This window comes from Pseudoalteromonas ulvae UL12, from assembly GCF_014925405.1.
In the GTDB taxonomy this organism is placed as follows: domain Bacteria; phylum Pseudomonadota; class Gammaproteobacteria; order Enterobacterales; family Alteromonadaceae; genus Pseudoalteromonas; species Pseudoalteromonas ulvae.
Window position 1 is genome coordinate 414,252 of record NZ_AQHJ01000035.1, and the last position, 24,512, is coordinate 438,763.

Consider the following 24,512-nt stretch of genomic DNA (forward strand, 5'->3'; position numbering starts at 1 on the left):
TAAGGGTGTGTGACAATAGTGCGATGAAAATTATCTTATTGTTTCATAAGTCACCGGTTAGGGTGACAAAAATTACTTATGTTAGAAGCCGATTAAAATTGCGCCGCAGCATGCTGAAATTAAAAGCAGCGCTCGCGCAAGAAAAAGCGGAGACTAAACAAATGCTCAGCGTGTATAAAAAATATACCCGCCGTCAAGCCACGCCAGAAGAAATCAAATTTGCTAATGAGCAATTTCTCGATATTCTCAAAGGGTTAGGGCTTAGTGTGTTTGCCGTTCTTCCTTTTGCTCCAATTACTATCCCTATTTTGGTCAAAGTGGGCCGATTAGTCGGTGTCGAAGTGTTACCGAGTTCGTTTAATAAATCGTCCGCCGCACAGATTAAGTCACAGGATGGTGACAAACCTTAACCACACAATTGTTTTTTACATACCGCTTAGCCAAAGTTCTTGATATGCTGCTACAAACTCCATTCGAATTTAGAGTGAACAATGAAACAAGCATTAATTTTTGGCCAACATGGCACCCCTCTACATATTTTCTCTACAGAATCATTTACATCATGGTCTCAATCGCAAAGTCCTTTTATTCAAAATTGGCTTAAAGCGACTGCTTTTAAAGGCCAAGGGCTAGCATTGGTTCCCGCAACTAGTGGCGAGCTTGAGCAAGTGGTTTATTTTGCTGATGATCTAACGTCTTATTGGCTGTGTGGTGATTTAGTTAATCAATTACCCGTCGGCACCTATCAATTGATGAATGATGATGCGGCCCTGCGTAAACAAATTGCTTTTAGCTGGGCCCTTGGTCATTACAGTTTTGATACCTATAAGTCGCAAACAAAAGACAAGGCCCAGCTGGTCTTGAATAACCAACATGAAGTGACAGAGTTTAACCATTTGGTGAAGGGGATTGCGATTGTCCGTGATTTAGTTAACACACCTGCAGCAGATATGATGCCACAGCATCTTGCTGAGATAATGCAAGATTTGGCCGAGCAATTTAGTGGCCAATTTAGTGAAGTGGTAGGCGATGAGTTATTAGAGCAGAACTACCCGACCATTCATATGGTCGGTCGCGCCAGTGAAAATAAACCACGCTTATTGGAGTTAAACTGGGGTCAAACTGACGCACCTAAAGTGACGTTAGTGGGCAAAGGAGTGTGCTTTGACTCCGGTGGGTTAGATTTAAAACCTGGCGCGGGTATGCGCTATATGAAAAAAGACATGGGCGGCGCGGCGCATGTAATCGGTCTTGCGTATTTAGTGATGGCCTTTGGGTTACCCGTATCACTTCGAGTGTTGGTACCAGCCGTTGAAAATGCAGTGTCAAATAATGCATTTCGCCCAGGAGATGTGATTCAAACTCGTTCGGGGAAAACAGTTGAAATTGATAACACAGATGCAGAAGGGCGCTTAGTATTGTGTGATGCATTAACTGAAGCGCAAGCCCAAACGCCAGAAATTATCATTGACTTTGCCACTCTCACAGGGGCATGTCGTATTGCTTTAGGGACTGAGTTACCAGGCTTTTTTACCGACGATCGTGATCTTGCAGCAGGGTTACTCGCGAGTGGTTTAGAGGTTGATGATCCTGTGTGGCACATGCCGTTGCATAAACCCTACAAAGATTATTTAAAAAGTGATGTTGCTGATTTATCTAATTGCGCCCAAACTCCGTTTGGTGGTGCCATCACTGCGGCTTTGTATTTACAAGAGTTTGTCGCACCGACTACACCTTGGGTCCACTTTGATATCATGGCATGGAATAATCGAAAATTAGCAGGTCGACCTGTTGGTGGTGAGGCGTTTGGTGTTCGTGCAGTATTTGAATATCTGTCTAAGCGTTATCAATAAGCAAATCTTTCTCGATAGCTAACAAATAAACCTACTCAGGTTTCAAGTGAGTAGGTTTATTTAATGACGCCAACAAGGCGTCAATATTGTCATCATCTAAGTCGGCTATTTGCTCAATCAATAAACGTAAAATTCGCGATTTCGCAAAGCCGGTATGCTCAGCTAAATGGTTGAGCTGTTCAATATGCTCAGGGCTAAGCGTAAAAGTAGCATTTTTGAACTTTCGGGGCCGAGCGTTTTTTTTACGTTTTTGCTGACTGGGTTTGCTTTGTACTTGTTTTGTTTGACTTAAAATGGATTGACCTTGTGCGTAAGCCGTCGCATCTTCAATAAAGTCATCGACATCAATTTTCTTTCGGGTCTGTGCGGCCGCTTTTTTCTTTAGATCAGCTAAACTCATGGGAATTTCCAGGTTCAATGGCCAGCATTTCTTCGGCAATGGCGATGATTTCTTCGGCCGCTTTTCCTTTTGGGTCAATTTCAATCACAGATTCGCCATTTTCTTCGCTATCATCATAAATATTTCGACTATAGGTAATGGCATCGAGCACATTAATACCAAATGAGTCACACACTTCTTTTGCCTCTAAGATACGGCTAGCTTGATTAGGTAAAGACGGACATTGTGTCATGACAAATGATGCATTGAGTTTGGGATTAACCATTTTACACGTAGATAGAATATCTTCCATATGAGGCACTGTTTTTAAATCACGGCGCTTAGGACGAAGTGGGATTAAAACATGGTCAGCAACAGACATAGCTGCGCGCAGTGCAAGGTTATCTTGACCGCCACAATCGACCACTAAAAAATCATAATGATTCTCTAAACTGAGCAGATCATTGCGGATTTTACCGTATAACTGTACACAGTTGATGATGGGCAATTGTGGGTTACTTGAACGGGCTTGGATCCAATCTGACGTTGTGCGCTGCGGATCGCAGTCGACCATAAGGACAGTCGCTTCTTTATATTTGGCGAGGTAAACCGCGATATTTTGTGCCAAACAGCTTTTACCACTGCCACCTTTTTCGCCACCAATCAAAATAATCATCTTATTGCCCCTAATCGTTTGAAAAAATAAGGCCAATATCAAACCAGCCATGAGGTTGTTGTTGGACGCGAATGACTTTGGCGTGTCGCAGGGTTGTGAGCGCTTGGCGCGGTTTGAAAAAGACCTGTACGGGGGTATCTATAGCTATGCTTTGTTCTAAGCTGAACTTTAAGCCACCATTTGAAACATCCACACACATCACATCTCGGCTTTGTGGCTCACCTTGTTGGTTTTGCCACACGATTGAAATAAGCTCTTTTTCCATATCGAGGCGCATTGAGGAACGTCGGTCCAAAAAATCTTGCTCATCACTCATAGCAACTTCTCCATTTTTAATTGTGTTCGCACGTCTTTTAAAAATGTAGCTGATGTTGGCAAAAAAACGAATAATCGTTTCGTTTTGGGAAATAATTTATGCAGTAATAAAAAAGGGTTAGCTTATAAAATGTAATGCACATTTGTAAGCTAACCCTGTTGTTGGTTTAGTATCTCATAACGCTAATTTTGATTCGCACACCCTTTAATTGCATCTTCGAGCAACTCAAGTGCAGTTAAGTCCGAATGCGGTAACTGAGCACTGGGTGGATTAATCGGCTCGACTCGCTCGCCCCATTTGATATAACTGGCCGCCCAAGTCAGGCCGGCTCCAAATGCTGCAGACATGATATTTGCATTAGGTTGAATAAGGCCATTTTCGACTGCTTCACATAAAGCAATCGGCACAGTCGCCGCTGATGTATTGCCGTATTTATTGATATTGACCATGATTTTATCGTCATCAACCGATAAGCGCTGTGCAATTGCTTGTATGATTCTTAAATTAGCTTGATGGGGAATTAATACATCGATATCTGCAAGAGGTAAATCGGCTTGGTTGAGCACATCATCACAGGCGTCACTCATGCCTTTGACCGCACGTTTAAAGATTTCACGCCCTTCAAATAAAATATCAGAAGGCCCAACAGGTGCTTGATATTTGTTGATATCACTACCGAAATTGGTGATATGAAGAATGTCACGATCAGTACTATCACATCCAGTTTTGGTGGCCATTAAACCTGTGGCCTCTTCGGTCGCTTCAAGCACAACGGCGCCCGCACCGTCACCAAATAACACTGCGCTATCTCGACGTGCCCAGTTGACATACCAAGTCATTCTTTCTGCGCCAATTACAACCGCTTTTTTGATCATTCCAGCTTGAATTTGGGCAGTGGCGTTTTGCAGCGCATATAAAAAGCCAGAACAGGCTGCGTTAACATCGCAAGCAGCTGCGCCGGTCGCGCCAATATTTTTTTGCACTAACGAGGCGGTGTTTGCCACTAATGTTGAAGGAGTGCAAGTCGCGAGTAACACAAGGTCAATGTCACTGCCAGATATATCTGCACAGTCTAGAGCGTTTTGGGCAGCAGCAGTTGCAAGGGCGGCTGTGGAGACATGGCTGACTCGGCGTTCACTGATCCCTGTACGAGAAGTGATCCACTCATCGTTTGTATCAACAATTGTGCTGATTGCATCGTTGGTTAAAATTGCAGGAGGTAAACATTTCCCCCAACCAGTAATTTTGCCATATAACATGTTGTGTTCCAAAGTGTTTGTTGCTGCATCCAGTGTAGTGGAAGTTCTGCATTTGTGATGTGGTCAGAGGAGTTATAGCAAAATCAGCACTTGAACTCTAGCGATAATATCGAATTGCCGCTTTTGGCTGTGTTTATTGTTTTATTTGAGGCAATTAGCGCAAACCTTTTTGATTTAATCCAAGCTGTGATATTAATAAATGCTGGATGAATTTAATGAGTATGCATGTAATGAAAACAATAATAAAAACCGCCGCTTTGACGCTCAATTTTCTTGCATTGACAGTCGCTTTGGCTGCGTATGGTCAAGTCGATACACTTATTTATGGTGGCACTGTGCTTGTGACGCCGGGCGAAAAACCGTTACAAGCACAAACGCTTTTGATAGAAAAAGGGCAAATTGTGCGCATTGACTCTGGGTATAAATCAGCTCTCGAGCTAGAACTTAATGATGTAGATGTTATTGATTTAAAAGATAGTTATCTGTTACCTGGTTTGATTGATATGCACGTTCATTTAACTTTCGAGCGAGACCCAAACGCTAATCCCCATCGTTGGTTAACACAAGAGGATGCCGATCAAGCTCTTACGGCATTGCCTTATTTAGCACGCACGTTAAATGCTGGATTCACTACAGTGCGAGATTTAGGCGGTTCATACAAAGTGATTTTCCCCCTTAAGCGAGCGGTGAATGCGCATACGATAAAAGGGCCGCGCATTTTTGCTGCGGGTGATTTTATTTCAGCAAGTGGTGGTCACGGTGATTTACATGGTTATCGCCACGACGTCACAGAACTTTTTACTGGGGGCTTAGGCATTTGTAATGGCGCTGATGATTGTCGTCGCGCTGTACGTGAAGTGATTAAAAGTGGCGCTGATGTCATTAAAATCACTGCGACAGGAGGGGTGTTGAGTAACACGGCTGCGGGGGTAAAACAACAATTAACCGATGCAGAGTTACGCGCAATTGTAGAAACGGCGCATCGTTTAGGGCGAAAAGTGACGGCTCACGCCCATGGCACCGATGGGATCAATGCGGCAATTCGCGCGGGCGTTGATTCAATTGAACATGGCTCATATTTAAATAAAGAGTCAATCACACTGTTTAAAAAACATGGCACTTATTTAGTGCCTACGCTGCTTGCTGGCGCAACGGTGACAGAGGAAGTGCTAACAAATCCTGCCATGCCGCCCGCGATCGTAGATAAAGTGAAGCAAGTGGCCCCGTTGATGGAAAGCGCGTTTCGCAGTGCCCTCAAACATCGGATTAATATTGCGTTTGGCACAGATTCTGGTGTGTCAAAACACGGTGACAATAGTAAAGAATTTGCTTTGATGGTTCGTTATGGCATGACACCTCAACAAGCGATTGTCAGTGCCACTCGCTCGGCGGCACAACTACTTGGCCAACAAAATCGTATAGGGGATTTAGAGCCCGGTAAATATGCTGATATCATTGCAGTAAAAGGTGATCCAGAGCAAAATATTCAACTACTCTCAAAGGTACACTTTGTGATGAAAGAAGGGGTTGTGTATAAACATGAAAAGTCACATTCCGATTGAACGTGAGTTAGCGCAGCAATTAATCACCCTGGAGTGTGCGCTATTAAAACCCAATGTCAGAGCGTCTGCGCAAATGCTTGATAATCTTCTTGCTGATGAGTTTATTGAATTTTCAGCAACAGGAAAATGCTTTGATAAGCAACATGTTCTGACACGTTTACCGGGGGAGTTGATGCCTGAGTTCCATAATCAGGATTTTGATGTTCGCTTGATTAATGAGGGGCTTGCACAAGTGACGTATCGAGCCCGCTTGCAACGAGATAAAGAGCCAAGACCGCAATACTCGAATCGCAGCTCGTTATGGCGACAAACCGAAGATGGCTGGCAAATGGTTTTTCATCAAGGCACCCCTTGCGCAGAATTTACCTTAAAACATAAGTAAACCTGAGTGAATCAACCTAAAAATAAGGACGGATGTGAAGAAGTGGTCGTTTAAACGCGGCGGTGCGATGGATAAACTGCTGCTATTGCGCAGTGGCTCGATTATTATTCAGTTGGCGACTGTGGTTGGGATATTTTTTCTAATGGATTTGGCCATTGCGGTGATGCCGATTTTATTAGTGATTTTTGCTGAAACAGTGTTTCATTTACTCAGCATATTGGTGTATCGCCAGCGTCATGTTCGTCAGTTTGATTTAGTGCTGCAATTATTAGCAGATGTCATCTTTTTAACCTTGTTGCTGTCGCTCAGTGGCGGTGCGACCAATGCTTTTGTGTCTTTATTGCTTTTGCCTATTGTTATCGCGGCAGTGAGTTTGCCTACGCGCTGGTTAGCCTTAGTGTCGGTTGCTGCAATGGCGGCGTACAGTGTGATGTTATTAAAAATGCCCACCCACAGCATGCATCACATGGATATGAACAATCATTTCATCGGAATGTGGGTCAATTTTATTTTGTCGGCGCTGGTGGTGACATTTGTTGTTGGGGCATTGGCTCGTATGATCAGCGAACGAGAGCAAGCCATCGCGAAGCAGCGAGAAGAACAACTGCGCCAAGAGCAATTACTGGCATTGGGGTTAGCGTCAACACAAGTCACTCATCAGTTAGCGACGCCACTGGCGACCTTGCAGTTATTGTATGATGAACTGTGTGATAATCAACCTAACAACCCCGTTGTCGCAGAAATGGCAGAACCAATACAAGAGTGCAGTTCGCAATTGCGCTCGTTTACAGAATTTGCCACCAGTATTCGCGAAAAAACCCCTCAGGACTTTTGCGTTGACACGCTTGTTACACAACTCAAAGAGCTGTTTCAGCTGCAGTTTCCGCTTCAGCAGTTTGTGGTGAGTCCGGTAGAATTACCCGACATGTATATCCAAGGGGATGGTTTATTACTTCCTGCGTTATTTAATCTGCTGCAAAATGCCGTACAAGCAAATGAGCGCGTAAGGCAGCATACCGTAGAGCTTACACTGACGTTTGATGACGCTTTAAGGGTGCAATTTTTAATACGTGATTATGGGAAAGGGCTCAGTCCACAGCGGCATTTCGCACTGGGTGAGCAGTTGCAACCAAGTGAACATGGCTTTGGGATGGCACTGTTGCTCTCTAATGCAACAATTGAACGCTTTAAAGGGCATTTATCGTTAACTAATCATCCCGAGCAAGGGGCGATAGCGTGTGTTGATTTACCTTTAATACTCGCGCCTCATTCGAAAACAATAGCACCGGCAGGTATGGCATGAAACTGATGGTTATTGAAGATGATCGTGCCTTTGCCAATGTACTGACACGCCGATTTTCTCAGCAAGGCTTTGAATGCCAACAAGTCAATGCGTGGTGTGATGCACTGTGTGCTTGCCAGCAATTTAAGCCTAGTCATATTTTGCTTGATATGAAATTAGCACAAGACAATGGCTTGCAGTTGATCAAACCATTGCGCGCTGCCAACCCTGCTGCGCGCATTGTATTATTAACGGGCTTTGCCAGTATAGCCACCGCCGTGGAAGCAATTCGCCTTGGCGCCGATGATTATTTGGCAAAACCAGCAGACACGCAGACAATTTTTAAAGCTTTAACCGGCGTATCCCAGTTACCTGAGCTGGCTGATGAAATCATGTCGGCAGAACGGTTAGAATGGGAGCATATCCAGCAAGCGCTCAATGCAAATGATGGAAATGTCTCAGCGACAGCGCGCCAATTGGGTATGCACCGACGTACTTTACAGCGAAAATTACAAAAAAGGCCCGTACTGCGTTAATCAGCACGGGCTTTTTAGTTATCGGCATGTTTAAAACTGATAACTCAGTGCCACATAGCCATTGCGACCGATTGCTGTAATTGGCTTACCCACAGCCATTGCATTCCCTGCTGCTCGGTTTAATCCCGCTAAATGTTCATGGTAGGTTTTATCAAGTAAATTACTGATCCCGACACTCAAAGTAAACGCCTGCTGGGTGTAATAATCTAAATGCCAATTCAATAAAGCATAGCCTGCAGAGGTTTTTTCATTATTGATTTCACTGACTCGGCTTTGCTTGTGATAAGCGGTCACATTGAATTTAGTTTGCCAATTACTCGCACTGAAATGCAGATTCACTTGGCCGTTGAGTGGAGCAATGCGATATAAGTCATCGTTAATATCATCACGTGTGCCTCGTACATAACTGGCTAAGCCACTGAGTTGCCAGTGTTGATTGACTCGATATTGCCAATTGAGATCTGCGCCGTACAAACTAGCATCAATGTTACTAAATACCAGTGGAGAGGAGTCTCCCATCATGTTCGCGGCCATTTTTACATGACTGCTCTCTGCTGGTGTACCTTGAATATAATCATCAATTTGTTGATAAAAAATCTGTGGGGCCACACTGAAATTGTCGCTTTGATAGTTAAAACCTAAATTCGCTTGGTAGGCGGTTTCGGGGGCGAGATTAATGTTACCAATATAGGTTTTACCATCGGCAAGTCCGCCGGTTGCTTGCATAGGCAACCAAAGATAGCGTTCTTGATAACTGGCCGCGCGCTGTTTAACGGCCAACGCATAGTTCAACAATAACGTATCTGAGTACTGATACTGGCTGTGGTAAGACACATCAAACGTAGTGTCAGTGACTGATTTATCGGCTTGATTAAATGCATCTTGGAGCATTTTAACATGAGGCATCATCATGGCCATTGAGTGGCTAACATCGTGTGCATCGGCGTTGTTTTGTTTGATGCGAACTCCAAATGTATTGGTCAGTGCAGCCGCTTTATGTTGATACTGTGCAAAGATCGAATGGCGTTCATCGCTCACTTGGTTAAAGTTAACCAAGTTAAACATTGGATTAGTTGGGTTGGTAATCACGGAATCATGCTCGCTTGTGATGCCTTCTATCCCAAACTGCCAGTGCTGGTTTTTGGCGTTGAGCGCATAGCTATGACCCGACATGACGGCGGTGTTATAGCGATGCATTGTAGGCATGTTGTGCATACGTAACGAAAAGTTATCCATACCATGCCTTGCATCTTGGTAGCTGTAACGCCAATTGATAGACCAATCTTGAACCGTTGACAATCCATTGGCTGACCAGTGTTCTGTGTCGATATAATCAATATCCATCGGTAAAGCGGCTGTGCCAGATGGCCCGGTATCAACCTTATCCCATTTTAATCTGGCTGTGTGTTGCTCGTTTTCAATCGCAACAGCTGCACCCATCATAGTTTTGTCATACTCACTAGGCGTTATTTTGTTGTTTGAACCATCGGTAAAATTATCGGCTTTTTGATGATTCAAATACGCAAACCCCGCCATACCTTGCTGGCTAATATTGATGTCACTACTCAGAGTATGACCATGTGTATTTTGATTATAACTGCCCGTTAAGTGTCCAGAAATATCCATTTCATTACTGTCGCTGCTCACTTGCGCGGTTTTTAATTTCACCTCGACGGTTCCCCCTAATGAATCTAATGCACTGCTCACTGGAGAAATCGAGCGGTAAACTGAAATAGATTCGACCAAATTAGGGTTCACATAACTGAGTGGCGCGTCCATGGCATTGGGACCTGCACCACGAATGGTTTGACCCGATAACGTGGTTGCAACCCGATCGCCATACAGGCCGCGATATTGCGCAATACCAGTGATCGGGCCGTTACTGTTACTGTTTGCACCAGGAACCGATTTAAGCCATTGGCTGACTTCTGGTGTGTTGACATCCGCTTGGGCGTGTTCGATAGAAAAAGAGTTAAGAGGTTGATGCTGACCACTGATAGTAATAATTTCAATCCCTTCAACGGTGTTGGCGTTAGCTGGTGCAATCGAGAGCCCGAGCATTGCTGTGCAAATGAGTGACAGTTTCATGGTGTTTTCCTATACATATTAACGTCATGAATTTTCACAATAAAACGGTATTAAAACAAAAGGTGTTAGCAAAAGTGCGACAATATGTCGCACCTAAAGCAGCCGCTCACTAAATTAATTAATGCGCTTTTGGCAATAAACTTGTTTTATCTTGATCTCAGCACTAGCTTTGAAGTAATAACTAACAGCAACAGTCCTCATATCGGTTGAGGTTACTTGACTCTAATGTATTTTTTGAACTCATGACTATCGATTTAACACATCTTAATTTTGGTGCCATATTAGTGGCTTCCTGCTCCTCATTTTTATTATGGGGGCTGTGGTATTCACCTTGGTTGTTTGAAATATCTTGGCTGGAAACATCGGGCCTAACACCATTTGATTTACAAAATGCCGATCCAAAAAAAGTAATGAGTGTGTCGTTTGTTGCCGCAGTAATGATTAGCTGCTTGTTTGCGATTTTGATTGGTCCAAGCCCGCATCCGGGCAGTGCGGTTTTGTTTGGTTTTGTGACCGGGATAGGCTGGATTTCCAGTGTGCTGGCCATTAATTATGTATTTGAGCAAAAACCGCTAAAGTTATTTTTAATCAATGCTGGCTACCATACTCTGCAATTTACTTTGATTGGCGCGGTGTTTGGCTTTTGGCCTTATTGATCTGTTAAACTGCTGACATCTACTTTTACCACATTTGATTATGGCTAAACCAAATAAAACAGGGCCGAGTAAAACCGTCGATATCTTTTGTAAAAAATGCAAAACACCGCTTTATAAATATCGCAAAGGCGGTAAAGGGGCGCTGGTCAAATGCTTTATTGAGCGGATCAGCCAAGATTATACTGAGCAAGAAGGTGTGTGCCCGGGGTGTGAACAACAATTTGCTCGGCGCTGCCTGATCCGGGGTGTGCCGGCCTTAAAAATAATGGGTGGTAAAGTCCACCATAAATAAGTTTAATCGGTTTATTGCATCAAGAGGCAAAACTTCATCGTCGAAGCGGATAAATGTCCTTATGTGTGTCGATTATTACTTTTAGAATAACGCGTTTTGTCGAGCTCATACTGAGTTCAACTACAAGCTGTTTCATGGAATAGAAAAACGTCCTCCCCATGGATAGGGCCAGCATATTTGGACGCATCACAAGCTTGGAGTGTTAAATGACGGATTTACTGTTTGATATTATCGGAATGTCGGGAACCTTTTTGGTTGTCGGTTCTTTTTTCTTGTTGCAGTTAGGAAAAGCCGATCCTACTGGTTTAAAATATAATTTGATGAATTTGACAGGGGCTATCTTATTATTGATAAGTCTCTGTTATAATTTCAATTTAGCCAGTTTTGTAATTGAATTATTTTGGATTGCAGCCTCATTGATTGGTCTATACAAATATTGTACTAAACCTAAGGTGGCAGCTTAACCTAATCAAAGGAGTGATTGTTATTTATGTCTTTTTCAGGTCACTCCTTTGCCTTTTTACTCATTTTGTTGTTTGTTTGTCCCCCGACATTTGCCGAAAATAACTCCGAAGACTCTCAAGAATCAGATACCTTAGCAAGCGTTCGTGATGGGATTAATATCCGCATGCAAAGTACGGCGCAATGGCTTGATGCGCTGATGGCGGATGAAACGCTTGACGATAAAGCGCATGCCAAAGGATATTTGCGGCTTGGCTGGCTGCCAAGAAGTGCCGATTGGAGTAAAACTCAGGTTCGATTTACGGTGCAATTAAGCTTACCAAACTGGGAAAACCGTTTAAAACTGATCATTGATAATGATGCTGATGAGCTTAATCGGTTGCCATTTGAAACTGAAACGCCGTTTGCTAGCAATACAAATGCCGAAGATGAGGTAAATGCGGCAATTCAATATTTATATGAAAGCACAAAAAATATTGAAATAGATAACCGATTAGGGGTTTCAAGAGGGCAGTTATATGGCCGCAGTGCAGCAAAATGGCAACGTCAGATCAGTCATACACTCTATTCAGCCTCTGCTGGGCTTGAGTATTATTTTTCCGATGGGTTTGGTCAGTTCATAAAACTAGCCGCCGATAAACAATTTGATCAGCAACTATCGCTCAATTGGTCTGCCAACCTTCGTAATATTGAATCGGAAATAGACACTGAGTTTCGCTCAGGCCTCTATTTGAGCTACCTTCCTGATAACAAGCGCGCCATGGTCATGGGCATGAATGTTAAAGACAGCTTTGATACATTGCGCAGTTATAATCTTTCTTACCGATATCGTCAGCAGTTTAAACACAGTTGGCTTTTTTACGAAATCGAACCGTTTTTAGAATACAGAGAAGAATTTGATTACCGTGATGAAGTGGGCATAGCGGTGCGTTTAATTGGTTACTACGGCCAATAAACCTTGTGATTGAACGATGTGCTTACCAGTGCCTTGTGTTAAAATACCGCGTTTTTTATTTTCAGAGAATTCCTATGGCCAATACCGCCCACGCATTACACATCTTGGTTAAGCATAAAGAGCAGGCCGAAGATATTATTAAACAGTTAAACAAAGGTGCGAAATTCCAAGTTTTAGCGAAAAAGCATTCTACCTGTCCATCAGGGAAAAGTGGCGGTGATTTAGGTGAGTTTAAACGCGGGCAAATGGTGCCACAGTTCGATAAAGTCTGTTTTTCAGGCCCAATTTTAGAACCTGTGTTAGTGAAAACTAAGTTTGGTTGGCATGTTGTTAAAGTACTTTACCGTACTTAAATAATAGATAACCAGTCACCTTATCGAGTTGATGAATTATTGAATAAAAAAGCGCCTGAAGGCGCTTTTTTTAAAGTTCAAAGACGCAATCTTTAAAACTGGTACCCTAAATTTAACGATAAGGTATTGGTGTTATTCTCATTAATAAAGTACCGAGAAATTTGCAATCCAGTTTGCCATGATGGATTGATTTGGTAGTTAAGTCCAAGACCTAAAAATGGGTCGACTCCATCGAATGATTCTTTTATTGTCGTTTGAGCATACTGACTATCTGTATCACTATGCCAAACATAAGCACCTAACGTATAACTGAGTAGCCAATCTTGATTCAATTGGGCCAGATAGGAACCTGAAAGGGTGATGCCATGTGTGAATAATGGCATATTTCTACTTTGTGTCGGAAAATAGGCATCAGGATTGAGCTGAGCACTCAGAATTCGAGTATCACTTTCACCCAAATCAACATAACCAAGCGATAAAGCCCAGCTGTTATCAAAGTGATAACTTAACTCAATGCCTCTTTGGGTTCCCGTATCATCGACCGTAATGAAGGTATCCTCATCGGGATGTTGATTGATAGATGATTCAACCTTTGATTGACCAACACTTATTTCTAACAACCAAGGAGTGTTATCCGCTGAGATTTTAGACGAAAAAATAGCCGCACTAAATATCAGGAGCGCAATAGGTGCTTTTGCCTTTTGCTTAATTAACATGACTGTCGCTAGTAGTAGTATCAATAGTGAGTTCAAGCTCCCTCCTGAATGATTTTTTATGATTACGTCTTGATATGCCTCGACAGAAATAGTGACATAACTGGTTGATGTGAGCTGGCCATCTGAAATTTCATAACTCAAGGTGTCGATCCCCTCAAAGCCGATTTTAGGGGTATAAGTGATACTTTGATCTGAATTAATGACAGCCGTGCCTTGCTCAGCATTAATTGATGTTATGAACAGATCTTGGTTTTCAGGATCTTCATCATTGGCTAACACACTGATGGTGATCACGGTTCTATCATTCGTCTGAGCTGTATCGGGATGTGCTATCGGAGCAAAGTTGGCATTCACAATAACTGATACCGTGGTGGAGCTTGTTCCTCCTTGGCCATCGGAGATACTGTATTGAATCGTCGCAGTGCCATAAAAGTGTGCGGCAGTTTGATAATAAAGTTGGTTATCAACAATGGAAACCGCACCAAAATCAACACTGGCAGCACTAATCATTAATGAGTCGTCATTGTCATCATAATCATTTGTAAGCACATCAATGGTGATATCACTATTCCAATTGATCTCAATGTGATCACTGATAGCTTTAGGCTGAGTATTTTGGCTTTGATAAACAGCGACGCCACTTGGGTCGACGATAGTACCATTTTTAATACCATCCGCATCGTTTTTACCGCCATCTTGTATGGTGAGCTGAACACACCATGCGCCTTCTTGTAAACCTGCTCGCCATTGAGGATCACCAGTTGTAGGGCAGTAACCGGGCTCTCCGGCAGCAGAATGAATTGCGTTATGCTCATCAATTAAAAATTCAGTCCATTGATTGTTAATTAATTTACGATAAACCGCATTGGCAGGTATAGCACTTACTTGAGGTAAAACAATTCGATATGACTCACCTGGCGTAGGCAGACCTTCAAGAATAAAATCAAATATTCCACCTAAATTATCTGCTTCGGTATCAGTTGGAAGTTCACTCGCTAATAATTCAATGCCACCGGTTTGATTATTGGCAATGGTTGAGCCTTTTCGCATACAAATACCCGGCTCACTTTCAACAAGAAATGAATTTGATTGCATGGCTTGTTCTTGCATCACATTACATTCACTGATTGCATCGAGATAATCAGGGATACCATCTTGGTCTGAATCTTTAAAGCCTTCTAGGTGATCAGGGATTAAATCACCATCACTGTCGAGATCAGTGAGCGATGTTAACTCTGTGGTGACTTCTAGGTAAATTGTTTTTTTACTAGATAATGCTGGCTCTGCGTTATCCGTGGCAACGAATTCGACAGTATAAATTCCCGGTAATAACCCCGTTGGATTAAAAGTAAAGGTTTCGTCATCGCTGGAGATATTAATGATATTTTCTGAATCTGTATGCCATGCTAAGGTTACGACATCATATTCATTAGGATCGTTAACCTGACTGGTTATTGATACTGTTTCATTTGAATTGGTGAGCACGTTTCGTTGTTGTCCCGCTTGTATGACTTGATAATCAATAACTGGCGGTAAGTTGTGTTCGACAATGGTGATGGTTTGTTGTGCGTTATCGCTGATATTTTGACCTTCATTTAGCGTGATTATAATCGTTTCATTCGCTTCACTGATCCCATCATCAAATGTGTTAACACTTAGGTAGGTTTTTGTGCCTTCATTAAACGTCACTTCTCCATCGATTAATGCATGATCAGCTCCTGTCGCTGTGCCACTTACGGCATAGGAAACAGTGAAAGGGTAACTTGCTGGCTGTCCGTTTAAGTGAAAAGTGACCTGATGAGTTGACCCTTCCGTTATTGCAATATCTCGGTCAATTGAAATTAGCGGATTGACAGTGACTGTCTGTTTAACAATTGTCTGCCTATTGTCAGCATCTACAGCTTGCCAAAAAACTGAGTGTGCGCCTGGGCGAAAATGTGTCCTAGGATTTATTAACGAGACAGCAAGAGGGTTACCTGCTTGATCTGTTGCAGTGGCGACACCTAAATCCACTTTTGTCATTAGGCCTGTCGCATTAACAATAAGATCGTCAGGTACATTTAAGTGAGGGTGCAGATCCATTTGACTGTCTTTAATGTGCAGTGTCACGCTTGTTGCCGATAATTTGTCTTCAACATCTGTAATACTGTACATCAGAGTAACAGTATTAGAGGTACCCGCTAATGCTTGATAGAGTATCTTGTTATTTTCAATGGATACATTTCCAATCTCTGCAGACACACTCGCGAGTCTAAGTTCATCCTCGTCCACATCAATATCATTCGCCAATACGTCTAATTCGTAACGTTCAGAAGCGTCAAATGGTAACGTTATATTATCAGCGACAGCGATTGGCGCGTCATTCTCAGGGTTAATCGTTATGGTAATTAAAGAGCTGTCAGATGTTAACTCCTGATCGAAGGCATGGTATGTGATGGTATCTACACCATGTACATCTTTATTCGGTGTATAAAGCCACTGATCACCCGACTGGGAGAGTGTTCCTTTTGTTGGTTGTTTAACAACAACAAATGAAAGCGCATCTTGATCGATATCGTGCCCTTTAGGATGAAAATACACGCCTTGATCTTCTTTTGTATTGAATGATAAATCTTCAGATGTAGGTTTATCGTTGACGTTCTTGACAGTAATTGAAAATAACGGCAACTGGGCTGTTTGGGTTTTATCTGTTACAGATAATTCAATATCGTATGTAGTGCCAACATCGTCATTGCTTGGCGTACCTGAGAGGCGACCCGTTTGTGTGTCAAAACTAGCCCAGCTTGGTTTATTGGTAATTGAAAATGTAAGCGTATCGCTAAGATCTTCATCGTGAGCGGTCGGGGTAAACTGGTACTGCATATCTTCATTCACTGACGTTTGCGGAGTACCTGAAATAGTCGGCGCATCGTTGGTATTAACCACTGTTAGCGAAAAAGGAGGCAAAGAAGTTTGTGCAAGTAAATCCTTCACGCTGATAACAATGTTAGTGGTTTCGACAATGGTGATGGTTTGTTGTGCGTTATCGCTGATATTTTGACCTTCATTTAGCGTGATTATAATCGTTTCATTCGCTTCACTGATCCCATCATCAAATGTGTTAACACTTAGGTAGGTTTTTGTGCCTTCATTAAACGTCACTTCTCCATCGATTAATGCATGATCAGCTCCTGTCGCTGTGCCACTTACGGCATAGGAAACAGTGAAAGGGTAACTTGCTGGCTGTCCGTTTAAGTGAAAAGTGACCTGATGAGTTGACCCTTCCGTTATTGCAATATCTCGGTCAATTGAAATTAGCGGATTGACAGTGACTGTCTGTTTAACAATTGTCTGCCTATTGTCAGCATCTACAGCTTGCCAAAAAACTGAGTGTGCGCCTGGGCGAAAATGTGTCCTAGGATTTATTAACGAGACAGCAAGAGGGTTACCTGCTTGATCTGTTGCAGTGGCGACACCTAAATCCACTTTTGTCATTAGGCCTGTCGCATTAACAATAAGATCGTCAGGTACATTTAAGTGAGGGTGCAGATCCATTTGACTGTCTTTAATGTGCAGTGTCACGCTTGTTGCCGATAATTTGTCTTCAACATCTGTAATACTGTACATCAGAGTAACAGTATTAGAGGTACCCGCTAATGCTTGATAGAGTATCTTGTTATTTTCAATGGATACATTTCCAATCTCTGCAGACACACTCGCGAGTCTAAGTTCATCCTCGTCCACATCAATATCATTCGCCAATACGTCTAATTCGTAACGTTCAGAAGCGTCAAATGGTAACGTTATATTATCAGCGACAGCGATTGGCGCGTCATTCTCAGGGTTAATCGTTATGGTAATTAAAGAGCTGTCAGATGTTAACTCCTGATCGAAGGCATGGTATGTGATGGTATCTACACCATGTACATCTTTATTCGGTGTATAAAGCCACTGATCACCCGACTGGGAGAGTGTTCCTTTTGTTGGTTGTTTAACAACAACAAATGAAAGCGCATCTTGATCGATATCGTGCCCTTTAGGATGAAAATACACGCCTTGATCTTCTTTTGTATTGAATGATAAATCTTCAGATGTAGGTTTATCGTTGACGTTCTTGACAGTAATTGAAAATAACGGCAACTGGGCTGTTTGGGTTTTATCTGTTACAGATAATTCAATATCGTATGTAGTGCCAACATCGTCATTGCTTGGCGTACCTGAGAGGCGACCCGTTTGTGTGTCAAAACTAGCCCAGCTTGGTTTATTGGTAATTGAAAATGTAAGCGTATCGCTAAGATCTTCATCGTGAGCGGTCGGGGTAAACTGGTACTGCATATCTTCATTCACTGACGTTTGCGGAGTACCTGAAATAGTCGGCGCATCGTTGGTATTAACCACTGTTAGCGAAAAAGGAGGCAAAGAAGTTTGTGCAAGTAAATCCTTCACGCTGATAACAATGTTAGTGGTTGTGCCAACATCGTCATTGCTTGGCGTACCTGAGAGGCGACCCGTTTGTGTGTCAAAACTAGCCCAGCTTGGTTTATTGGTAATTGAAAATGTAAGCGTATCGCTAAGATCTTCATCGTGAGCGGTCGGGGTAAACTGGTACTGCATATCTTCATTCACTGACGTTTGCGGAGTACCTGAAATAGTCGGCGCATCGTTGGTATTAACCACTGTTAGCGAAAAAGGAGGCAAAGAAGTTTGTGCAAGTAAATCCTTCACGCTGATAACAATGTTAGTGGTTGTGCCAACATCGTCATTGCTTGGCGTACCTGAGAGGCGACCCGTTTGTGTGTCAAAACTAGCCCAGCTTGGTTTATTGGTAATTGAAAATGTAAGCGTATCGCTAAGATCTTCATCGTGAGCGGTCGGGGTAAATTGGTACTGTGTATCTTCATTCATTGACGTTTGCGGAGTACCTGAAATAGTCGGCGCATCGTTGGTATTGCTTACTTCAATGAAAAAAGTCGGTAATGAGACCGATGAATTTGAATCGCTCACCGATATTACAACATTGTTATAAGTACCAACATGCTGGTTCAATGGCGTGCCATATAACTCACCTGTAGACGGATTAAAATTAGCCCAGTTCGGTTTGTTTTGAATGGAGAATGTGAGTGAGTCACCTACATCTTCATCATAAGCAGATGGTGTAAACTGGTAATAACTGTCTTCGTTTATTTGCGTAACTGGTTGACCAAAAATGCTCGGTGAGTCATTGGTATTAATTACGGTTAGTCTGAATGTAGGGAGAGAACTCACAAGCTGCCCGTCAGACACTGAAATAACAATATTATCTGTACTACCAACATGACTATTTGTCGGAATACCACTTAATTGACCATTGACTGAGTTAAATGAAACCCAAGCGGGTTTATTGGTAATACTAAAGGTTAGGTTGTCACCAGTATCTACATCATTCGCATTGGGTGTGAATGTGTAGCTACTGTCTTCTAAGACACTAGTAAGTGGTGTGCCTGAAATACTGGGCGCGTCATTGACATTTTGTACGCTAATAGTGAATGCACCAGTACTCGCAGAACCGCCGTGATTATCAGTGACTGTGATGTTGATATTTGGGTAGTTGCCGACATCAGAGTTAGTCGGTGTGCCACTGAGTAGTCCGGCCGCGGAGAAAGTCGCCCAGCTCGGTTTATTTGTAATAGAAAATGTGTGTGTGTCTCCAGTGTCAGCGTCAGTTACTGTCGTTTGAAAAGCATAAGCGGCATCTTGGGCAATTGTTGTTGCGGGAGAATTAGTAATAACCGGCAATTGATTTGGCTGAGTCGTGGTAAATTGTCTTGTAACTGCCCACAACTCGCCTTCGGCATTGATTGCCTGCAAGTTCCAATAATATACTTGGTTGCTTTGCAACTCACTCCCAGATGGAAGTGTAAAACTAGTTAATCCAGCATCGATAGCGTCATTTTGGTAAACAATGTTATTTAAGTTTGAATCAGTTGCGACAATTAACTTGTACGTCGCGACGTTGTCTGATGCACTCCATGTAAACGTAGGCAGGACTATTTGGTCGGTTGCACTGGCGCTTGGCGAAGTAAGTGCAAAGGCGCCTGGCGGAGGCGAACTTACATATAAAATGCCATTATATGCAATACCCGGGTTTGGGCCCGAAACATCATAATTACTGCCATTCGGGGTGTATTTAATATTTTGTAATCGATCTAAAATCGGTGAGTTATGAGATGTTTGGACAAACTCAGTTCCACCAGTAATGCCTATTGTTGCTTCTGTTGCCTTACTGCGTTCATTTGGTAAATCTACATAGTTGAAATAGATTTCGTTACTGCCACTGACCAATACAACTTGGATGGTACCTAAGCCTAATGTTTGGCTATAAAAACCATAATTTGAATATTGAATCGCTAAAATATCTGTGCCAAATGAGTTACTCGGGTCGTTGTGGGGGACCAATAATGATGTGACATGTTGTTTAGCATCTTTAGAGACGAGATCATCCCAAAAAACATAAAGGTTATAACTATCTTGCCCGCTGCCCGTTAGCGTTAATTCAGAGAGGGGTTGATTGGTATAATAGGAACTAACAGGCGCAGCATCCGCTCCTGGATCACCAATATTTCCTTTTCGAAGCGCAATGACACCATTGGAGGTAATCGAAAAATGGTCAACTGTTTTACCAAACAGTTCAAAATTAAAACCAATAGGGGTTCGAATGCTCTCTGCCACGTCATCGATAGTAGAGCCGCTGGATGTGACTTGCGAATGTAATTGCGCTTGTAAATAATATGTTTCAGAGTTGGCTTTGCTAAAACCAAATATACACATTAGGTATACAATATAGAGAAGTTTATTCACGAATAGCCTTATTAAATATTTAAGTACTTGAATAATAAAGGGTGCGAAGAATACATCGTTTGATTAAATATGGTAGGTACAAAGGCTATTTTAGGTTATTACATACTATTACACGGGTTACACGGTAGGAGAGCGAGAGTGATGAGGTAGGGAAAATAAGAATAATGGCCAATTACACATTGGCCATCAGTAACAAGTATCTCGTTAAGCTGAGGCTAGCCCGTTACAGCGGTTGGCTGGACATCTAACCCGTAGCCAAACATCACCGCCAGTACTAACACAATCGAAGCTGCGAGCATTAATTTTAGTAGCAACGGTAAACAAAAACGGAACCAGTGGCCATACGGCACCCCCGCCATTCCTAAAATACCCATTAATACGGCATTGGTTGGGATGATCATATTCGAGAAACCATCGCCAAATTGATAAGCTAACACAGCGACTTGACGTGGCACACCGACTAAGTCACCTAAAGGTGCCATTAATGGCATCGTGACATAGGCTTGGCCAGATCCCGATGGAATAAAGGTATTGAGGATGGTTTGAATCACGAGCATACCAATGGCTGAAATCTCGGCACTGACATATGACAGTGGTAAAGACATACCATGCACTAAAGAATGAAGAATTTGACCATCTTCGAGAATGAGTGCAATACCGCGTGCGACACCAATTAATACCGCAGTGGTGACCAGATCAGAGACTCCTTCAATGAAGCGGTTCGCTGTTTCATCAGCACTTAAGCGGCCTAACACAGCAATGACAGCGCCCCATGCGATAAAAACTCCACCTAACTCATATAAGTACCAGCCTTGGGTCGCGATGCCCCATACGGCAATAGTTAAGGTAATAATGAAGCTGCCTAAAATCAGTTTATGACGTGTTTCAAGTTGTGGATAGCTTGGCTGCTCTTGACCTGCTAATGGGCAAGGGACATCAATCATCATCGACTTGCTTGGATCTTCAGAAACCTTCTTAGCGTATTGCCAAACATGATGAAAACCAATTAATACAAAAGGAATGAAAATCGCTAAGCGTAACCATAAACCAGAATAAACAGGGATTTCAGCAATTTGTTGCGCAATCAGCACAGTGAAAGGATTAAATGCCGACACACCATAACCAATGCCGTAGCCTGCGACAATCATGCCCACAGCTGTCATGGCATCGAGGCGCATTGCTTTACACAAGGCCACTAAAATCAACACAAATGGAATATATTCACCAGCTGTACCAATACTGCTTGATGCCAAAGCAAAACAGAACACCACCATAAAAATAAGGCGCTGTGGTTGGCTGCCATGGCGCTCTAATAAACGACCGATTAACGCATCAACTGTGCCTGTGGCACGGGCAATCGCTAATACGCCCCCGACGATTAATACAAAAAAGATCACATCTTGTGCTGCAGCAAACGCGCGTGGAATGGCTTTTAGTAAGTCCCACGGGGTTAGGTAGTGTCGCTCAGCGACGGTTTGATAGGTTCCCGCAACGACCATTTCACGGCCAGTTTCAGTTAAGCTTGTTTCAAAAAAACCTTGTGGTACTAACCAAGTAGCAAAGAGGGCAACTACCATCATACCGAGCAATAAAATCAAGGTATGAGGTACTTTGAATGTTTGGCCCATCGACGTCTCCAATTAAGTAAAAGTAAGTTATGCAGTTTGCGATATCACCTAAGTGATGCGTTGAAAGAGACGTTGCATGGTTGAACGTACTCAAGCGTAAGCCAAGTCATCAAAGGGAATAAATTAGGTATTAGCACTGATAGCTAATGTCTAAAACCTAATCAAACTGCAGTTCTGATGGACTTTTCAGGGGGATGGCCGTCGCGGGCAAAAGTGTATCAGAATTTGTACCTTGTTAGTAATAATCTACTTGATTCGTGATGTGTATTTAATGAAATAAACTGTTTTATTTAGTTTATTAAGATTCTTTGGTTTGACCTCTGACCTGCTGGTGGCTATGTTTGTATTCAAAATAAGTACAAACACTAAAAGGTCCCCTATGAAATTGCTTTTGCCCTTGATGTTAGCGATAAGCGTCTTTTACTCACAAATGGCGCATGCCAATTACACAAAAACCAAGTATCCAATCGTACTCGTGCACGGTATTTTTGGCTTTGATGACATTGTTGGTATTGATTATTTTTATGGTATACCACAGGCGTTAACATCCGATGGTGCCCAAGTATTTGTAGCCTCGGTCTCTGCAGCCAATAGCTCTGAATTGCGTGGTGAGCAATTATTGGCACAAGTCGAATATATCTTGGCCCTGACAGGGGCAGAAAAAGTCAACGTATTTGGGCATAGTCAAGGCGCACAAACAGTACGATATGTCGCATCAGTCAAGCCGGAATTAGTGGCATCAGTGACCAGCATTGGTGGTGCCAATTGGGGGAGTAAAGTCGCTGATATAGTCCGTAACACTGTACCTGAAGGCTCTTTCACCGAAGCGTTTGCCGAAACGTTGGCCAATAGCTTCGCAGCTATTATTAGCTTTTTTTCTGGTCAAGGAATGCACCCTCAAGATGCACTCGCTGCGTTAGAAGTGTTAACAACCTCAGGGACATTATCCTTTAATCAAAAATACCCTGAAGGTTTACCCAGCCATTATTGTGGTGAAGGAGAAATGCTGGCTAGCAATGGCGTGATGTACTTTTCATGGAGTGGGTCTAAAGGCCTCACAAACATACTTGATCCACTCGATGGTGCAATTGGCTTGTTATCGTTGGCGTTTAATGAGCCAAGTGATGGACTAGTATCAAGTTGTAGTAGTCATTTAGGATTAGTGATTAAAGATAACTACAAAATGAATCATCTTGATGAAATAAACCACAGCTTTGGTCTTCATCATTTATTCGAGACCGATCCTGTCACTGTCTATCGCCGTCATGCCAATCGACTGAAAAATTTAGGTTTATAAGTATGTTGAGCATTCAAAAACTATGGAAAACTTCCCTATTATTAGTGGGAGTCACTCTGTTTGGGGTTGTCTGCTACTCATTGATCTTTACGACTGTAACAAGCTCACCAGTAAACGAGATTGATAATTTAAAAAGCCCATTAAATCTAGAGCAGACGTTAGCGCCAAAAGAACGGTCTAAAGTTGAGATTTATCCACTTGGATTTGGTAATGCTAGCAGTGAGGTCGCATGGCTTGATGAACAGGTGCGCTATTTTTTTGATCATAAACTGTATCATTATGCTGAATCTTCACAGCATGTTTGGCGTATATTTGAGCAAGCATGCCTTCCTTTAGCCCATTGTGATGAACTCAGGGCACTATTTGTCCGTTATATCCAATATAAAGCAGCATTAAAAACCATTAAGTTGGCGCAAACCTCCACTTTTGATTTAGGTAATACATTGGCAGGCATTGATGCCTTACAAGAGCAATTTTTTAACGAGTACGAAATCAACGCGTTGTTTTATACCGAGCGTATCACACAACAACAAGCCTTAGAGCGCAAAGCAATACTGACGGCGTCAGGTATAAATAACGATGTTAAGCAGGCTTTGTTAATGGCACATTTGTCATCATTACCTGAAGCCCAGCGCCGTGTGTTTTCGCCAACCGTGAGTTTGACCAAGGTGATTACACTGTTTAAAAGTGACACATTAAACGATGAGCATTACACACAACTCAATGATCAATTTGGCGATGCAGCAGCACAGCGACTTTTGAATGTTCGTCAAAAACAGGCAGATTGGCAGCGGCGTATCAATAGTTTTAACCAAAAAGTAAATCAAATCAAAATACTATTTGAGCATGACTTACATACTCAGCAGCTAGAAATTGCTGATTTAAAGAATCAGTCTTTTACAGTTCAAGAGCAAAAGAGAATTATTTGAAGCCGGTGTGTAGTGCGTTAGGGCTGAAAATAAAAAAGCGCCTGCGTAGGCGCTTTGTTGTTAGGGAGGTGATAA

Annotated in this window: 20 protein-coding genes; 13 read left to right on the top strand and 7 right to left on the bottom strand. The window is 42.5% G+C overall.

Translation table 11 applies throughout. From position 1 onward, the window contains the following. Window positions 1-23: 23 nt before the first annotated feature. Complete coding sequence (locus PULV_RS19890; protein WP_086745489.1) at window positions 24-410, top strand: hypothetical protein; 387 nt, start codon at window positions 24-26, stop codon at window positions 408-410. A gap of 81 nt (window positions 411-491) precedes the next feature. Further along, the gene (locus PULV_RS19895) at window positions 492-1,853 is read left to right on the top strand and encodes a leucyl aminopeptidase family protein (RefSeq protein ID WP_193332907.1); all 1,362 of its coding nucleotides are present in this window, start codon (window positions 492-494) and stop codon (window positions 1,851-1,853) included. A 31-nt stretch (window positions 1,854-1,884) separates the two neighbouring features. Here the strand turns inward: PULV_RS19895 and PULV_RS19900 are convergent, their stop codons facing one another. The 4 genes from PULV_RS19900 to PULV_RS19915 form a co-directional block, all read right to left on the bottom strand. Then, complete coding sequence (locus PULV_RS19900; protein ID WP_193332908.1) at window positions 1,885-2,253, bottom strand: replication protein RepA; 369 nt, start codon at window positions 2,251-2,253, stop codon at window positions 1,885-1,887. Continuing rightward, window positions 2,240-2,908 (bottom strand): AAA family ATPase, encoded by a 669-nt coding sequence (locus PULV_RS19905; RefSeq protein ID WP_086745492.1) that lies wholly within the window; start codon window positions 2,906-2,908, stop codon window positions 2,240-2,242. Before PULV_RS19905 ends, PULV_RS19900 begins: the two co-directional genes overlap by 14 nt. A gap of 10 nt (window positions 2,909-2,918) precedes the next feature. Then, window positions 2,919-3,224 (bottom strand): PilZ domain-containing protein, encoded by a 306-nt coding sequence (locus PULV_RS19910; protein WP_086745493.1) that lies wholly within the window; start codon window positions 3,222-3,224, stop codon window positions 2,919-2,921. Between the two features lie 182 nt (window positions 3,225-3,406). Continuing rightward, window positions 3,407-4,483: a ketoacyl-ACP synthase III gene (locus tag PULV_RS19915; RefSeq protein ID WP_193332909.1), complete on the bottom strand. Its 1,077-nt coding sequence runs from the start codon at window positions 4,481-4,483 to the stop codon at window positions 3,407-3,409. Between the two features lie 242 nt (window positions 4,484-4,725). Between PULV_RS19915 and PULV_RS19920 the strand changes: the two genes are divergently transcribed. Genes PULV_RS19920 through PULV_RS19935 form a run of 4 tightly spaced genes read left to right on the top strand, consistent with a single transcriptional unit; the run spans window position 4,726 to window position 8,245 of the window. Next, window positions 4,726-6,045 carry a metal-dependent hydrolase family protein gene (locus PULV_RS19920; protein WP_086745599.1) on the top strand — a complete coding sequence of 440 codons (1,320 nt, stop codon included), beginning with the start codon at window positions 4,726-4,728 and terminating at the stop codon, window positions 6,043-6,045. After that, window positions 6,023-6,427, top strand: coding sequence for a nuclear transport factor 2 family protein (locus tag PULV_RS19925; RefSeq protein WP_086745495.1), 405 nt, complete (start codon window positions 6,023-6,025; stop codon window positions 6,425-6,427). The genes PULV_RS19920 and PULV_RS19925 overlap by 23 nt, the downstream gene beginning before the upstream one ends. Before the next feature lie 34 nt (window positions 6,428-6,461). Beyond that, window positions 6,462-7,730 carry an ATP-binding protein gene (locus PULV_RS19930; protein WP_227009468.1) on the top strand — a complete coding sequence of 423 codons (1,269 nt, stop codon included), beginning with the start codon at window positions 6,462-6,464 and terminating at the stop codon, window positions 7,728-7,730. Continuing rightward, window positions 7,727-8,245: a response regulator transcription factor gene (locus tag PULV_RS19935; RefSeq protein WP_086745496.1), complete on the top strand. Its 519-nt coding sequence runs from the start codon at window positions 7,727-7,729 to the stop codon at window positions 8,243-8,245. Before PULV_RS19930 ends, PULV_RS19935 begins: the two co-directional genes overlap by 4 nt. 30 nt (window positions 8,246-8,275) lie before the next feature. On the opposite strand, the gene PULV_RS19940 is transcribed toward PULV_RS19935, so the two are convergent. Continuing rightward, window positions 8,276-10,333 carry a TonB-dependent receptor gene (locus PULV_RS19940; RefSeq protein ID WP_193332910.1) on the bottom strand — a complete coding sequence of 686 codons (2,058 nt, stop codon included), beginning with the start codon at window positions 10,331-10,333 and terminating at the stop codon, window positions 8,276-8,278. 242 nt (window positions 10,334-10,575) lie between these two features. Here PULV_RS19940 and PULV_RS19945 point away from each other — a divergent pair, with 242 nt between their 5' ends. The 5 genes from PULV_RS19945 to ppiC all read left to right on the top strand — a co-directional run bounded on the left by PULV_RS19945 (window position 10,576) and on the right by ppiC (window position 13,051). After that, complete coding sequence (locus tag PULV_RS19945) at window positions 10,576-10,989, top strand: DUF1761 domain-containing protein (protein WP_086745498.1); 414 nt, start codon at window positions 10,576-10,578, stop codon at window positions 10,987-10,989. 40 nt (window positions 10,990-11,029) lie between these two features. Then, entirely contained in the window at window positions 11,030-11,281 is a 252-nt protein-coding gene (locus PULV_RS19950) for a hypothetical protein (RefSeq protein ID WP_086745499.1), read from the top strand. A gap of 206 nt (window positions 11,282-11,487) precedes the next feature. Continuing rightward, window positions 11,488-11,745: a CBU_0592 family membrane protein gene (locus PULV_RS19955; RefSeq protein WP_086745500.1), complete on the top strand. Its 258-nt coding sequence runs from the start codon at window positions 11,488-11,490 to the stop codon at window positions 11,743-11,745. Between the two features lie 26 nt (window positions 11,746-11,771). Beyond that, window positions 11,772-12,698 carry a hypothetical protein gene (locus PULV_RS19960; protein WP_227009469.1) on the top strand — a complete coding sequence of 309 codons (927 nt, stop codon included), beginning with the start codon at window positions 11,772-11,774 and terminating at the stop codon, window positions 12,696-12,698. Between the two features lie 74 nt (window positions 12,699-12,772). Next, complete coding sequence (ppiC, locus tag PULV_RS19965; protein WP_086745501.1) at window positions 12,773-13,051, top strand: peptidylprolyl isomerase PpiC; 279 nt, start codon at window positions 12,773-12,775, stop codon at window positions 13,049-13,051. A 92-nt stretch (window positions 13,052-13,143) separates the two neighbouring features. On the opposite strand, the gene PULV_RS19970 is transcribed toward ppiC, so the two are convergent. Beyond that, window positions 13,144-20,583 (bottom strand): Ig-like domain-containing protein, encoded by a 7,440-nt coding sequence (locus PULV_RS19970; protein ID WP_193332911.1) that lies wholly within the window; start codon window positions 20,581-20,583, stop codon window positions 13,144-13,146. A 215-nt stretch (window positions 20,584-20,798) separates the two neighbouring features. Beyond that, window positions 20,799-22,211, bottom strand: a complete 1,413-nt coding sequence (locus PULV_RS19975) for a YfcC family protein (protein WP_193332449.1) — start codon at window positions 22,209-22,211, stop codon at window positions 20,799-20,801. 379 nt (window positions 22,212-22,590) lie between these two features. Here PULV_RS19975 and PULV_RS19980 point away from each other — a divergent pair, with 379 nt between their 5' ends. Both PULV_RS19980 and PULV_RS19985 read left to right on the top strand, forming a co-directional pair. Then, window positions 22,591-23,508 (top strand): esterase/lipase family protein, encoded by a 918-nt coding sequence (locus PULV_RS19980; protein WP_193332450.1) that lies wholly within the window; start codon window positions 22,591-22,593, stop codon window positions 23,506-23,508. Window positions 23,509-23,510: 2 nt separating this feature from the next. Next, a complete protein-coding gene (locus tag PULV_RS19985; RefSeq protein WP_193332451.1) occupies window positions 23,511-24,437 on the top strand; it encodes a lipase secretion chaperone in 927 nt (308 codons plus the stop codon). The last annotated feature ends 75 nt before the right edge of the window (window positions 24,438-24,512 follow it).

What these genes read in the sequence shown, in the direction of transcription:
- PULV_RS19890 (WP_086745489.1), top strand. Translation starts at nt 24, where the DNA reads ATGAAAATTATCTTATTGTTTCATAAGTCACCGGTTAGGGTGACAAAA.
- PULV_RS19895 (WP_193332907.1), top strand. Translation starts at nt 492, where the DNA reads ATGAAACAAGCATTAATTTTTGGCCAACATGGCACCCCTCTACATATT.
- PULV_RS19900 (WP_193332908.1), bottom strand. Translation starts at nt 2,253, where the DNA reads ATGAGTTTAGCTGATCTAAAGAAAAAAGCGGCCGCACAGACCCGAAAG.
- PULV_RS19905 (WP_086745492.1), bottom strand. Translation starts at nt 2,908, where the DNA reads ATGATTATTTTGATTGGTGGCGAAAAAGGTGGCAGTGGTAAAAGCTGT.
- PULV_RS19910 (WP_086745493.1), bottom strand. Translation starts at nt 3,224, where the DNA reads ATGAGTGATGAGCAAGATTTTTTGGACCGACGTTCCTCAATGCGCCTC.
- PULV_RS19915 (WP_193332909.1), bottom strand. Translation starts at nt 4,483, where the DNA reads ATGTTATATGGCAAAATTACTGGTTGGGGGAAATGTTTACCTCCTGCA.
- PULV_RS19925 (WP_086745495.1), top strand. Translation starts at nt 6,023, where the DNA reads ATGAAAAGTCACATTCCGATTGAACGTGAGTTAGCGCAGCAATTAATC.
- PULV_RS19935 (WP_086745496.1), top strand. Translation starts at nt 7,727, where the DNA reads ATGAAACTGATGGTTATTGAAGATGATCGTGCCTTTGCCAATGTACTG.
- PULV_RS19940 (WP_193332910.1), bottom strand. Translation starts at nt 10,333, where the DNA reads ATGAAACTGTCACTCATTTGCACAGCAATGCTCGGGCTCTCGATTGCA.
- PULV_RS19945 (WP_086745498.1), top strand. Translation starts at nt 10,576, where the DNA reads ATGACTATCGATTTAACACATCTTAATTTTGGTGCCATATTAGTGGCT.
- PULV_RS19950 (WP_086745499.1), top strand. Translation starts at nt 11,030, where the DNA reads ATGGCTAAACCAAATAAAACAGGGCCGAGTAAAACCGTCGATATCTTT.
- PULV_RS19955 (WP_086745500.1), top strand. Translation starts at nt 11,488, where the DNA reads ATGACGGATTTACTGTTTGATATTATCGGAATGTCGGGAACCTTTTTG.
- PULV_RS19960 (WP_227009469.1), top strand. Translation starts at nt 11,772, where the DNA reads ATGTCTTTTTCAGGTCACTCCTTTGCCTTTTTACTCATTTTGTTGTTT.
- ppiC (WP_086745501.1), top strand. Translation starts at nt 12,773, where the DNA reads ATGGCCAATACCGCCCACGCATTACACATCTTGGTTAAGCATAAAGAG.
- PULV_RS19975 (WP_193332449.1), bottom strand. Translation starts at nt 22,211, where the DNA reads ATGGGCCAAACATTCAAAGTACCTCATACCTTGATTTTATTGCTCGGT.
- PULV_RS19980 (WP_193332450.1), top strand. Translation starts at nt 22,591, where the DNA reads ATGAAATTGCTTTTGCCCTTGATGTTAGCGATAAGCGTCTTTTACTCA.
- PULV_RS19985 (WP_193332451.1), top strand. Translation starts at nt 23,511, where the DNA reads ATGTTGAGCATTCAAAAACTATGGAAAACTTCCCTATTATTAGTGGGA.